Here is a 13768-nt window from a genome sequence, read left to right as displayed (position 1 = left end):
GTGGCTGCACATAAAGACAACGTTGAAGTGTATTGGTATTTAACAGCGCCGGATGGCCGCAGCCCTTGGTCAACGGAGGGCGCTCGCAAAATCGATTTACCTTACCTAAGGCAGATTGCCTCGGCTGTTGACCAATTAGGGTTTACCGGTGCACTGCTTGCAACGGGCCCGCATGATACGTGGGTACTGGGATCATCCCTCATATCCAGCACGAACAACATGCGTTTTCTAATCGCTGTTCATCCACCGTTGATTTCGCCCGTGCTGGCCGCGAAAATGGCGCAAACCTTCGATGATTTTTCCGGAGGACACGTATTATTAAACATCGTGAACGGAAACACGGCGCAAATGCGCGCCTATGGTTCAACGCTTGGGCATGATGAACGCTATGCCTACACGGATGAATGGATTGAAGTATGGAAACAAGCGGTGGCCGGAGACAGCCTAGACTTCCATGGCAAGTATATCACGGCTGAAGGCAAAGCCTTACAGCTCACCTCCACGCAGAAGCCAACGCCGCCCCTGTGGTTCGGCGGATCGTCGCAAGCGGCTCACCTCACGGCAGCCAAGCATATCGATACGTACCTGAGCTGGGGGGAAACGCCTCCGCAAGTCGCAGAGAAGATTCAAGATCTTCAAGCTTTAGCTGCTGAGCAAGGCCGTACCATGCGGTATGGCATCCGGTTATACCTGATCGTTCGAGATACGGACGAAGAAGCTTGGCAAGAAGTGGATCGGCTGCTCAAGACGATGGATCCGCAAACCGTGGAAAATATGCAGAAGGTCCTTCGTAATAGCGATTCGGTGGGGCAGCAGCGGATGCTTGGCAATCACAACGGCCAAATTCCTAAAGACGCTCGGGAGCTTGAAATTTATCCGGATTTATGGGCCGGGATGAGTCTGGTAAGACCAGGTCCGGGCACAACGATCGTAGGCAGTCCGGCAACCGTTTTGGCGCGCTTAAGAGAGTATCAAGATGCGGGCATTTCAACCTTTATTTTCTCCGGTGTTCCACTGCTCGAAGAAGCTTATCGTGTAGGAGAATACATCCTGCCCCATCTATTCATTGACGGTGAGGCCGCAACGACACCGAAGCAAGAAGAACAGGAGAAGGTTTTCACTTGGGCTCATCAGATCCACTAAATGATCAGGCAAAAAGGGAAGTGTCCTATGCGAAAAATAAGCTTTCATTTACTATTCATATTTCTATTAGTAACGTTAGCGGCTTGTGGTAAAGCCGGTCAAGCGAAACAAGCCAACCCTGAGGATGATGAGGCCGTACCCGTTCGTCTAGGCATACTGCGCAGTGCTCAGCCATTAAGTTTATCCGATGAAGGCGGGCCCCTGTATAAAAGGCTTGAAGCAGCCGGAGCGAAAGTTGAAAAAACCGGCGGTTTTGCGGCCATGTCTCCGGCGATCGAAGCGTTAAACGCTGATTCCATCGATATCACGATTGGCTCGATCACTGCTGCAATTAGTGCTCTTGTAGGTGGATCATCCGAATTCACCATTTTTACGAAGCAGCCTGGCGATCAAGATAATCAAGGCATTGTCGCCAAGCCGGAAGCCGGCATTAAGAGTCCTTCCGACCTTCGAGGTAAGAAGATCGCTGTAAACCGCGGCGGTACCGGCGAATACCTACTATATAAAGCGCTGGAGAAAGGTGGACTCGATGCAAGCGAAGTCGAGATTGTCTATCTTCCGCCAACGGAAGCAGGGCCTGCCTTTGAGAGCGGGCAAGTCGATGCTTGGGCGACATGGGGTTCGTTTACAGCCGTTGCGCTCGTCGACTTCGGTGCAGAGCTGGTCATATCCGCAGGCGACATCGAATCTGACAATGATACGGTGTATATTGTTCGAAATGGCTTCCTGAAGGAACATTCTGAACTCGTTCGTGAAGTATTTGAAGGGTTGAATGAAGAGGCTTCGCTTCTATCTAAAGACGTCGATCACACCGTCCAATTAATTCAAGAGATCCAAGGCGTCTCCGAACCCGTTGCTCGTCAACAATTAGAAGGCTCTTTATTCCCGCTAGCCCCTATTGATGACACCGTCCGCCAACGTTGGCAAGCAGTGGCCGATTATATGTTTGAGAAAGGGATTATTCCGAATGAAGTTGATGTTATATCTAATACGGTGGATGTGAGGACGTTGAAGTGAAGCCGTTGAGGAAGATCTAAGAGGAGCGAAGTACAGGCAAAAATCGTTAGGGTGGAACCATTCGAGGACACGAAGTCTATTGAGGACTTTGTGTCCTTTTTTTCAGCTACTAACGTAAATAGTTACTTAGAGATCCGGGAAAGAGGACGGAGAAATCTATATACGCCCTCCGATTCGAAAATTCACTTAAGTAGACTTGTGGTTAAATATTTTGTCTTATACTGATCTAAAACGTTATTGATCATTAATGTTTGATGGGTTCATACAGTACTGGGTAGCCCCCTCCAAAAAAAGAAACCTTGAAAGACCTAAAACCAATCAAGGTATAGAGCGCAAAATTACGAATGTATTTTTGAAAGAAAATCTTGAAGCATATTTTTCACTGGTAAGCTCGATGTTTGCGATAAAATGCTATTAACACGTTGTATTATTATGGGATTATCTAATATCATTTTCTTACTATCTTGATTTGTAAAACTTCTTAGTGTGTCAATGCATATCTCGAACAACTCAACATCATTAGTGCTCAGTAATGCTATTAAAATGTTAAGTTCATACATATTGCACTCATTATCTAAACAATATGCCAATTTTCTTTGCCATTCTACTGGTTTACTTAGTACTTGATTAGATAATTCATCCCAATCACTTGGACTAAATTCTGCAAGGATCTCGTTTGCAATGACACAGCCATCATCGTACCACGAATCTACTGTTGTATCCGCAGATAATAGGTTATCTAGTTCTTTGTACATATACATTGCCTCCATTAATGTTGAATTAAAAACCTGCTGGGCGAGATGCATTTACTGTTCCTGTTGGATAACCACTGGTCACATTTTCACCAGCTTTAATTACATCAATTTCAACACCATTAACAACAGCTCTATGCCAAGTTGCCCCATCTCTTAACCTGGTAGAAATAGCTGGTGCATTACCAACATTAGTTATGCTATTTAGAATTTGTTCTTCAGTCCAAGACTCTGGAAAGAGTGTACTTGTTTTAATTTTAGAAAGATTTCCATCTAGGAATTGTGTGGTAAACCTTACTTTTCTCGTACCATCAGGGTTAATCGAGATCTCTTCAACTGCATAATTTGGATTACGGTTAGTGATTTCAGGAGAATGCCCACCTATTAAGTCATTCTTATTTGGGTTTTTGCGTTGTCCCTCCAATATCTTATCTTTCATTTCTGGACTAATAACAGTACTGTTTGTTGGTATAACTTTACCAACCTCACCTGACCCCTCAGCTTTCTTCGGCGTTCCTCCTCCATCTCCACTCGAATCATGCTTCAAGCCATCATTACCTTTTCTAACTTCATATTTAACAGATGGACTCAATATATCTTTCGGTTTCATAAGAGGTACTGTTGCACCCGTAGCAATTCCTGCTGCTCCAATGATACTAGCAACATGTTCTGTAGACCATGCATTTATAGGAAAAATGGCTTCTCTAATAGTTCCATGTACTCCAAAGGTCTTACCATTGGCGAAGTGATTCGGGGAATCAAAAAGCTTATCAGCCCTTTCCACATAACCTTGGTAAGCACCTTTGGGTACGCCAGCTGTCCAGTAATCCAAAAAGCTCCACACCGAAGAATACCGTTTATCATATCTCTCGTTAGAAGCAGCCATTATTCCGTTTCCTAATTCTTTCAAGCTGCCCCAGGCCTCTTCAAGCCAAGTCTTGGGCTCCTCTTTGCTGCCTACCAGAGCAAGAGGTAATAGTTCTTCATCTACTAATATAAATCTATAAGCAATGCGTTTTAATTCATCACTAATTGATCTCATATATTCAATCGTCTGGGTCATTTCGCTGCGGGCTCTATGAAAATCTTCAAAAAAACGCTACCGCGTCGTTCCCTCCCACATCAGCATGGTATCCATTTGATGGTCCAGGGAACTTATTCTCCATTCCATTTGCAGGGACTCTATACGGAACTTCTCAGCGACTTGAATCAGCAACTCGGGTGGAACCTGGATTTTGGGCATTTATTTCACTCCATTATTCGCTAAACAGATTATACTCAAATACAAATAACTGAAATTGAGAAAGTTAAAAAAGCGCCTACGTTGCTAACGATTAATGCACTTGCAAGGGCGCTTCATGTAAATGCATCGCCCTTCTTATGTATTAATGATTTATCCGATCCGTTTCTTCTTTCTCCAGGCATCAACTTATTCTTGAGCGCGATCCCGTTAATTAATTGAATGTTCAATCGTTCAGTGTCTCTGCTGGTGTCCCCGTTCGATCGCACTTTTCAAATGGGGAGCCAATAAACGCCCCCCTGATTGCATAACGAAGGAAGTCATAATATAGATTCCGGAAGCATTCTGCATCCTGGTGATTAAATCGTCTGCTAAGTTTTCCGTAATCAGTTTGACATTAAGCGTTGTCGTCGACATCGATTAGATACACCCGTTCTTGGAATCCGCCTCGAGCTTCCTCCTTCTTCTCTCTCAAGGCTTCAAGCTCTTCCCATGTTGCTCCATGTACCACCGCCAATGCCCGGATAACCTCAAGCATATCTGCAAGTTCTTCCAATGACTCCTTTGAACTTTCAGCGGCAAAGTACTCTTCCGACTCTTCTTTCAGCTTTATGATCAATTCTTTCTTATACTCTTCCTCATCCAAGATCCGTGTGCGAAATTCTTTGCCTGTAGATTCAATGACTTGGGGAATCATATCCCGAACTAGCTTGTTGTAAACCGGCATAGATTCTCATCCTTTACATGGTTAATTATGTATTTACATTGTATCATATCAAAGAAGCATTCCTGACGTTATACGAAGTAATAGCTAGAAGGGAGTTCTTTTTTTACAATCACCGCAACTGTCAGATAGATACTTAATTAATGCGAAATTTCCCATTCTAATGGGTCCTACATTTTACATCTACGGTCTTTTTTCAACTATAATTAGTGGTCTGCTACAAACTACTAAACTCCTGAGTACTTGGATATTAGAATTAACTAACCCTATACGGCATATCCGCAAAAAGCAACAACGGTCCGAATAACGGAAAGCCAAAACCATCAAAAACTCTAAATCATGGACAACCCAACGGTAAATCCGTATACCTGTTCTGATCCAAACCGGAACTTCGATGATCCCTCTACAGTATGGCAGTCAATCGTTAACGACGTATCCACCAAGATTACACCTTACATAAACTACTCCACCAGTTCCTTCTCTCCCCTTCGTTGCACAGCCATCAAAAAAACGCACCTCCCTGTGGAGATGCGTTTTTCACTGGATTTCATATGCTGCAAACCGATGTACTATCAACTTACTAGATTACTCCGGAATATTCCCGCCAGCCACACGGTCGCCGGAATTACCCGCTGGATCGGTTACGCCATCATCTTCGCCGGCATGAATGATCAGCGAGCGTCCCAGCACCGAATTAGGCTGATTCTTTTCAAGTGTGCCATGCTGAATGATCATCTCCGCTTCAACGGTGCCGTCTGCGCCGACGACCAGGTTCGGCATGTCGCCAACATGGCTTCCTTGCGGATTCTCAAGGCCATGATGCTTGTCGGTCGGATTAAAATGCCTTCCGGCAGATTTAAAATCTGTTCCCTGTATCACATTCTCATGCACATGGAACCCATGCTTGCCTGGAGTGAGACCGGATGCGGTAATCTTCACCTTCACCCCGTCATTGATCTGCTCCAAGGTAGTGGAACCAACAGGCTCGCTCGCCGCATTGTACAGCTTGACCACGGGAAGTCCCAAAGAGATCGTTCGGGAAGCTTGCTCCCAATACACGGGCTGGCCGACCAGATCAGAAACGATGCGAACAGGCACGTAAGTCGTGCCGTTGTGAATAATGGAATCCGGGGCCGCCGTCCCTTGGTTCATGAATTGACCGGCAGGTGTAGAGTGGTCCTTGCCATTGACGTAGTAGCTTATTTTAGATGTTGCGTGTTTAATCGCATCTACGGCTCCTTCGGGATTGGCAGCCGCCAGCGAAAATCCTGAAAACAGCATGGCACCAGCAAGAAATGCTCCGGCCATATGTTTCAACTTGTAGGTCTTCTTCTTCACTTCATCGCCTCCTGATGATGGTATTCATACATCTCCCAATACCCTGATCTTATACGTTTCAACCGTTATTTTATGGGTTTGAGGCTTTCGGCGTTGGTCATTGATTCCAAAGACATGTACAAGTGATAAACGAATAAACTACAATGAGGTAACTACGACCGCTTCAGTTTAGGCCATCCATCCATTTCCTACCGGCCATGTGTACAGCCAACAGTTCATCCGTCTCCGCTTCGGATCAGCTCTGATCTATTACGCCTTTGTGCTCAAATAGACAGCTATGTCCTGGATAAGATACGTTCCTGTTTCTTGACTCTCATTGAAGGCTTGAATAACCAAGCGAATCGACTTAGCCTGCTCTACTTGGGCAAACCTGACTTCGAACGTTTCTAACTCATTCTCACGATAACTCCATGCAACCTGCCCGGATTCACCCACTTTACGCCAATCGGATACACCATCTGGAGATATTTCAATATCCCACTGTGTCGGGCCATGCTTCAATCCCGCTCGTGTCGTTAACGATACCATATCAAATGCTTTCGGTTCCATCCAATCCAAATAAATATAGTGAGGTAATGACTCTTCCGGTTTGCTGATTAGAGCGGTATTCGGATCGCCGTCATTGATATAACAAATATGCGATTGTGCGTTGTACAAATCTCCCCAGGTAATATCGTTACCTACTCCGCTAATGGCAAACCGGGCGAGATTGCCTTCCGTTCCTTCGAGCGGAATGAGCTCCATAGGCATCCCCTCGCGCTTATATACCCTTAAATAATCAACGAGGAACTCCTTCGGATACGGAATGGATCGATCCAGGTCGCCAATCCATCCCCCATCGCCATCATTAATCTGGAGCAATGTAACCATCGGATAATCCGGTGACTGATCGATTTCCCAATATAGCTCATGATCCAGGTAGAACTTCATACCGGATTCATCCCACTCAAAGCCGTATACGTGAAAATCTTCAGATAAGTCTACATCCGTACGATACGGAATATGGGCGTACTTCAACTTCGTATCACGTAATGAATGAAGTGTTGTATTCAGTAAACGTGTGTCTTTGCCTAACATTTCAAAAATGTCGACTTCAGCATTTTGCTCCTTCTCATTTTCGAACCCGATCATCCACCAAGCTGAATTAAGCCCGCTCCCTTTCGCCACCTTCGCACGTAACTCGAAGTAACCATATTTCGTCACAAGGTTCATGAAGGCACGATCATGATGGTTTAGTCCGAAATTATCACCGTATCGGTGTAGTCCGTCTCGCATCCCCGTAACAATAGCGGATACACGCTTATGCTCATCAGGCAGTTGTAACACGATACAGCTATCACGTAATTGATAGGTCGCCTTTGCTTCCTCTAATGTCTTCCAATGGGATAACCCGTAGGGTGAGAACTTCGTCTGGTCGAGCGTTTCCCCATCAAACTCTTCATGAAATACGAGGGTCCAGCCTTCCTTATGCAACATATCTGTCATGATTTTACTCGCTCCTATTCCGTACTCTATTTTGTCTGAACGAAACTCTCTTACTCCTTATTCTTGGCATCCTTAATCTTGATCGCTGATTCCTCTTCAAGCACCCGAATAAACTCTGGGATGTTCATGTCCGAGGTCGCAAACTTCTGCATAGCCCCATTCAAATCGACATATTTATCCCACACGCTTGCTCTGGCAGGAGGAAGGGCAAATTGGTTTTGGAACATGGCCATTACATTTTTGCCTTGATGATCTGGATTGTCGGCACCAAACTGTTTGCGTATTTCCACATCGGAGGTAGCCGGGATTGTGCCTTTTCTTGTAGCCTTCGTTTGGTTCTCTATTGAAATAATGGCTTGAAGTACTTGCAGCGCTGCTTCTTTATTCTCGCTATACGGGTTAATTACGGTAGGCGCCGTATGAACCGCTGGAGCCGTTTGTGGGATGTCGGACCAGGATGGAACCGGCAGAATGTCCATGTCTTTCTTGAAATCTGCTCTTTCCTCCGGGGTCTCCCCTCCAAACCAAGTCAGGAAACCATGCCAGTTGATTTCCATTGCAGCTGTTTTTTGCATAAACTTATCTGGTTCTTCCGGATTGTAGATGCCTGGGATACTATATATTTTTTTCATCAGTTCCATGTATTTCGTAAACTTCGGATCTTTAGACAATAACAGTTCCCCGGTATCTGGATCTGTCAATGTTATAGATAATTGTAATAGAGCAGCATCCACCGTATCCGAGCCGAACTCCAATCCTATGTATTGATTTCCTTCACGGGTACCTGTCGTTTTCTTAGCGAGGTCAATGATTTCATCCCAAGTCATGTTTTCTGTCGGATAGGGAACACCGAATAGGTCGAATACTTCTTTATTATAGAAGAGACCATAAATCCCTCCGTTACCCGTCAATCCGATCAGCCGTCCTTCAGGGTCTTGGGAGCGAATCAGAGCAATAAACGACGGGTCCACTGTGCTCAAATCGATCCCATACTCTTTTACCATCTCATCCAGCGGCTGTACCATATCAAGATCGAGCAGCACATCCACCCCAAGGTTGGGCGTTAGTAGGTCAACAACCGTCCCTGCGCTGTTAATCTCCTGGATCCCTTCAACCGTTCCATTCCAATCCACATATTCGAATGTAATATGAGGAACCAGCTCCTTCATATCCTGAACAAAATTGTTCTGGAAATTTTCTTCACCCCATTGGGTTGCTACCTTTAACGTAACGGGTTCATTCGAGAATTGTTTCAATTCTACAGGCTTGGGCTTCTCTTCTTGCTCTTCTGTATTCGCATTCGTTGCCTCTGTTGACTCTGTTGTATCCGGCTTATCACTTGCTGCTTCACCGCCTCCTCCTGATGAACATGCCCCCAGAACGAGAAGGAACAAGAGACACATCATTAACAGCAGGCCTAGACTTTTCCGACTACTTTTTTTCATATATAACTCCTCCTACATCAAATTCATAATACCGATGTGAAAAGAATGGATTAAATGAATCCAAAAGCCATTCGATCCGGTCTTCTTACATTTTCATAGGCTAATTCTGAATCGAACTTGAACTGTCCACTAGACATCGGAAGCGTTTTCAAATCGATCTAATTCATAGTTTACTCGGCTAATCCCTGGAAGTATTTAGCCCAGAGTAACACTTTTATAACAAAAATAACCCCCTAAGATTCTTCTAGGGGGGAGACGATATCGAGTGACGAAATAAGCGTTGCATTAAACTGACTCAGGCTGATTCCCATTCGTTTTTTGAACATCCGACTAAATGAGTGCAGCTCCGTATATCCGACCTGGTTCGCAATCTCGCTGATCGAAAGATCGGTTTCAAGTGCGAGCTGCTTCGCCTTCTCTATGCGAATCGTAGCCAGATAATCAGACGGCGTCATACCGTAACACTTGCGAAATTGCCGTATGATATAGTTTCTGCTCAGCCCCGTCATCTCACTTAGCGTATCTAAACGAATCGTCGTACTATAATTTTCTTTAATGTAATTACAGATTTTCACCATCTTTGCATTGATTTTTGTGGTTTGCTTCGCTGTTTCATCAACCGGATTGTTATTAGCCAAATCATATAATATTTGTAACAACAGTCCTTGGGCAAGCATATTACTTGTCAACGTATGCTGCTGGATCGCCTGAATTAAGGGGATTAGTTTGCCTAGTAACGATCCATCTGGATCGCTCCCCTTAATGTAGTCTTTTCCAAACATGAATTCTATTGGTGACTTTGACAGTCCAAAATGAAATGAAATGGTTATTCCCACATATGGCTCATTCTTAGATGGTTGCAATGAACGAACAGCACCGGGCCGAATGATGTAAATATCCCCTTTTCCAAGCGGACACTTAACGCCATTCATAATATTATCCGCCTTCCCATCGACTCCATATAGAAGCTGATATTGACTAATCTGCTGAGGTATCATAAACCAACCCATTGGAGGTTTATACATATGGGCAAGCGTAATATAAGGTGGATAATAGAATTGATCCTGCAATATCGGGATCGTTTCCTCTGGATTCAGGACTGGAAGCTTATCATACATCGCGAATTCACCTTCCCCACTTTTCGACTGATTCATCCCCTGTTTTCTACAATACATGAATCCCCATAGAGATAGTGTGAAGATTTAATCAGCAAAATAGTCCAACAAGTGCGTAAAGCTATATAGCGCCAAGAACCTGAGACGTTGGCCTCAGGTTCTTAACAAATACTTATGCAGGCGTCCAGAGGTTCTTATTGACCTTGTTCTTTCTTTTGTTGCTCTTCCTTGATCTTAATCGTCATTTCTTCTTCCAGCTTCCGCAAAAATTCGGCGATATTCATATCTGAGTTCGCGAAGTCCTTCAGTTTCTCGGTAATCATACCTTCAGCTAATCGCTGATATTCCGATTTTCTACCTTCAATTATTCTCGCGTTTTCCGGGAAATACGCTTTTACATTTTTGCCTTCGTAAATATCTTTTTCGCTGCCGAATGTCGCGATAACTTCAGGACTCTTCAATACCGTCGGATATCCTGCAGCGGAGAACTTCATCTGCATATCTTCCGCAACGACTTCTTTCATCCACTGGAAAGCTGCATCTTTTTGCTCACTGTATTTATTCAATACATACATATGAGCTTGCGTAGGTGACGCTAACTGTTCTTCCCCTCCCCAGATGGGCATGAGAACCGAATCAACATTCGGTCGAATGGTTTCAGGAATTCCCCATTCCAAGTATGTCGGCCAAGACACTAACATCGCAGCCGTTCCACCGGCAAAGAAGCTTGCTTGTTTATCCGGATCACGTTCATATATCCCTGGTATGCTATAGAACTTTTTCATCAATTCGAAATATCTTGTAACTGCCGGCTCCTTCGTAAGTAATACTTCATCCGTTTCAGGATCCACAACATTCGTAATAATTTCTTTAAGAGGTGCGAGCGCTTCGCTTGTCAGGCTGTTCGTATAGCCCATCTCCAGACCACGGTAGTTTACACCATTTCGTTCTCCGGTCAACTTCTTAGCTAACTCAAAGGTTTCATCCCACGTCATATGGTCTGTCGGGTAAGGAACGCCGAACATATCGAAAATCTCTTTATTGTAAAATAACGTAATGGTATCAGCAAACGTGGGTACACCAACCATTGAACCCTTATCATCGTAGGAGCGGAACAAGGATATTACAGATGGATTGATACTAGTTTCATCCATTTCGTATATCTTCATGAAGTCATCAATGGGCTCAACCATATCCAGTTCTTTTAAACCATCAATTCCCTTAGAACTGTAAATAATATCCGGGACGACACCGCTAGCGTTCAATTCTTGCAATGCTTCCGAGGTGGAATCACCTTGAATCCAATGAACGGTTATATTCTTACCTTCTGCTTGGAGCTTATCTTCAATGGGCTGCATGAGAGGAGCAATCTGATCTATGCCCCATTCATGTTGAATGGTGATCGTTGTCTCCTCGCTGAAATCCGTCACAGCTTTACTCGTCCAATCCACTTCTTCTTCCTGTGCAGCTTTTTCATTAGTCCCAGCAGGCTTCGCTTCGGATACAACTTCCGGTTCTTTATTTACCGAATCATTGCCGGTACAACCTGAAAGTATTGTTGTTAGCATGAATACAAAAGTAATGATTAGAAAAATCGATTTTCTCTTCATATATAATCCTCCTGTATTATCCTAAATTATGGATCCAGTTCTACTCGACCAAACCTGTACGTTCAACACTCTCAACAAAGTAACGCTGGGCAAAGAGGTAAAGAATAAGCGGAGGCAATATAACCAGGAAGCTTGCACCCATTTTAATCGGTTCGGCTAAATATTCCGGCAGTCCTCCATTCGTAATAAACGTCGTCAACTGACTATCGATAAATGACATTTTCAGTGCTAACGGCATATCGCCGCTTGAACCCAGGAACATCCTAGGGTAGTACGTGTCATTCCAAGTCCAGACGAACGAGAACAACAGGACGACGAGAATGGCTGGTCTTGCCAATGGAAACATAACGCGTACATAAAATCTCAAAGCACTTGCACCATCGATACGGGCCGCTTCTTCCAATGCTTTGGGCTGCGTGGAGAAGAATTGACGGAAAATGATGACAAAGAGTGCGCCCTTGACACCGAACCCAAAAATAGAAGGCAAAATTAAGGTTAATAAATGACCGTTCAATCCAAGCTTCGTATACACCATAATCGTCGGCAAAATAACAACTTGCGGCGGAATAATGAATGCCAAGAAGACGAGGAATAGAATCGTCTTCTTGAATGGGACATCGAGTCTTGCCAAGGCATAGCCCGCTAGCCCACACGAGATACAGTGCAGCACAGCAGTCGAAATCGCAATCAGTACACTGATGGAGAGAGACTTCGGATAATCCAGCAGCTTCCAAGCTTCGACCACATGACCTAAGTAAACGGAAGACGGAATCCACGTCACGGTTGGATCAATTAAGTCCTTGGCACTCATGATCATCTTCACCAGCATTTTTAAAATCGGGTTCATATACACATAGGAGGTTACGATGAATATGCCGTACAAGACTAGTTTAAATATCAGCCCTTGATTCATCTCTCGACCTAGAATCGTATACTTCACTTGCCGTAATCCACGTTTCGTTGTGAACTTCTGTTTCAGTTTCACACGCCTCGCTAATTCAACCTTCATGTTCTGCCTCCCTTCCTCACTAACGATTTACTCCTGCATTTTTCCGGTTAATTCTACTGTAGAGGAGAATGACAATTCCTAAGAATACAAGAATAATAGCAAAGTAAATCCATGCGAGTGCACTATTAAATCCGTAGTTCCCCGTATTGATCAAACTAATGACAGGATTGGATGGGAACGTAAACATATCTACAACGGTATAAATTAAGTTCAGCAGGATGAACGGTGACATTGCTGGAAGTGTGATCTTCCAAAATACCTCCCATGGTGTAGCACCATCAATTCGAGCTGATTCATACGCAGACGTCGAAATGGTCTGAAGGCCTGCAATAAAGAGCAGAATTTGCACCCCGGAATACCATAAGACAAGGACAAACTGATTCAATACGGTCTTTACAGGTTTCGCCCATGAACTGTCCCCAAGGAACATATCCATGTAACCGCCAATATTAAATCGTTCAAGGAAACCCAGGTTGCCTTCCCCTTGATTAATAAATGACATCAGCACAGCACCCGTAGAGAAGATAACCGGTAAAAAGAAGATGGCGCGGAATAAGAATCGACCGGGCAGCTTTTGGTTCAGCATAATAGAGATCATCAAGGCAAATATGACGATAACCGGGATCATGATGACGACTTCCTGGAAGTATGGAATTAACTTATCGTATAGATCCGAGCTGTTAAACAAGATCTCGCGGTAATATTTGACGCCAACAAAGTCGTACACAATTTTCTTCGGCAATATTTTTACCGTGTGAAAGCTCATAAAGAGTGAGAAGACTAGCGGAAATCCTAAAAAAGCGATAAAGCCGATCAACCACGGTGCAATAAATAACGACCCTTCCAGCTTTCGGGATCTCTTAGCAGAGAGTATTCGCTTTGGGGCCATA

General features: G+C 44.2%; 13 protein-coding genes. 2 read left to right on the top strand and 11 right to left on the bottom strand.

Features of this window, described 5'->3' with window-relative positions; all coding sequences use genetic code 11:
- Positions 1 to 1143: an LLM class flavin-dependent oxidoreductase gene (locus tag NYE54_RS05935; protein WP_339270756.1), complete on the top strand. Its 1143-nt coding sequence runs from the start codon at positions 1 to 3 to the stop codon at positions 1141 to 1143.
- Between the two features lie 27 nt (positions 1144 to 1170).
- Positions 1171 to 2160: an ABC transporter substrate-binding protein gene (locus tag NYE54_RS05930; protein WP_339270754.1), complete on the top strand. Its 990-nt coding sequence runs from the start codon at positions 1171 to 1173 to the stop codon at positions 2158 to 2160.
- Positions 2161 to 2498: 338 nt separating this feature from the next.
- Here NYE54_RS05930 and NYE54_RS05925 read toward each other — a convergent pair whose 3' ends face one another.
- The 11 genes from NYE54_RS05925 to NYE54_RS05875 form a co-directional block, all read right to left on the bottom strand.
- Positions 2499 to 2915: a hypothetical protein gene (locus NYE54_RS05925; protein ID WP_076326516.1), complete on the bottom strand. Its 417-nt coding sequence runs from the start codon at positions 2913 to 2915 to the stop codon at positions 2499 to 2501.
- A 25-nt stretch (positions 2916 to 2940) separates the two neighbouring features.
- Complete coding sequence (locus NYE54_RS05920) at positions 2941 to 3975, bottom strand: EndoU domain-containing protein (RefSeq protein WP_339270752.1); 1035 nt, start codon at positions 3973 to 3975, stop codon at positions 2941 to 2943.
- Between the two features lie 36 nt (positions 3976 to 4011).
- Complete coding sequence (locus NYE54_RS05915) at positions 4012 to 4155, bottom strand: hypothetical protein (RefSeq protein ID WP_339270751.1); 144 nt, start codon at positions 4153 to 4155, stop codon at positions 4012 to 4014.
- Between the two features lie 394 nt (positions 4156 to 4549).
- Positions 4550 to 4879 carry a nucleoside triphosphate pyrophosphohydrolase gene (locus NYE54_RS05910; RefSeq protein WP_339270750.1) on the bottom strand — a complete coding sequence of 110 codons (330 nt, stop codon included), beginning with the start codon at positions 4877 to 4879 and terminating at the stop codon, positions 4550 to 4552.
- Positions 4880 to 5461: 582 nt separating this feature from the next.
- Complete coding sequence (locus tag NYE54_RS05905) at positions 5462 to 6214, bottom strand: superoxide dismutase family protein (RefSeq protein WP_339270748.1); 753 nt, start codon at positions 6212 to 6214, stop codon at positions 5462 to 5464.
- A gap of 249 nt (positions 6215 to 6463) precedes the next feature.
- Entirely contained in the window at positions 6464 to 7699 is a 1236-nt protein-coding gene (locus NYE54_RS05900; RefSeq protein ID WP_339270746.1) for a glycoside hydrolase family 16 protein, read from the bottom strand.
- Between the two features lie 50 nt (positions 7700 to 7749).
- Positions 7750 to 9144, bottom strand: coding sequence for an extracellular solute-binding protein (locus NYE54_RS05895; RefSeq protein ID WP_339270744.1), 1395 nt, complete (start codon positions 9142 to 9144; stop codon positions 7750 to 7752).
- A 233-nt stretch (positions 9145 to 9377) separates the two neighbouring features.
- The gene (locus tag NYE54_RS05890; RefSeq protein WP_339270742.1) at positions 9378 to 10262 is read right to left on the bottom strand and encodes an AraC family transcriptional regulator; all 885 of its coding nucleotides are present in this window, start codon (positions 10260 to 10262) and stop codon (positions 9378 to 9380) included.
- Between the two features lie 191 nt (positions 10263 to 10453).
- The gene (locus NYE54_RS05885) at positions 10454 to 11869 is read right to left on the bottom strand and encodes an extracellular solute-binding protein (protein WP_339270741.1); all 1416 of its coding nucleotides are present in this window, start codon (positions 11867 to 11869) and stop codon (positions 10454 to 10456) included.
- A gap of 40 nt (positions 11870 to 11909) precedes the next feature.
- Entirely contained in the window at positions 11910 to 12878 is a 969-nt protein-coding gene (locus NYE54_RS05880; protein WP_339270740.1) for a carbohydrate ABC transporter permease, read from the bottom strand.
- A 19-nt stretch (positions 12879 to 12897) separates the two neighbouring features.
- Positions 12898 to 13767 (bottom strand): sugar ABC transporter permease, encoded by an 870-nt coding sequence (locus NYE54_RS05875; RefSeq protein WP_098742108.1) that lies wholly within the window; start codon positions 13765 to 13767, stop codon positions 12898 to 12900.
- Position 13768: the final 1 nt, after the last annotated feature.

Source organism: Paenibacillus sp. FSL K6-1330, from assembly GCF_037976825.1.
Lineage (GTDB): Bacteria > Bacillota > Bacilli > Paenibacillales > Paenibacillaceae > Paenibacillus_AQ.
The sequence above is the reverse complement of the archived record's forward strand: the minus strand, read 5'-3'. Positions and strand labels throughout refer to the sequence as shown.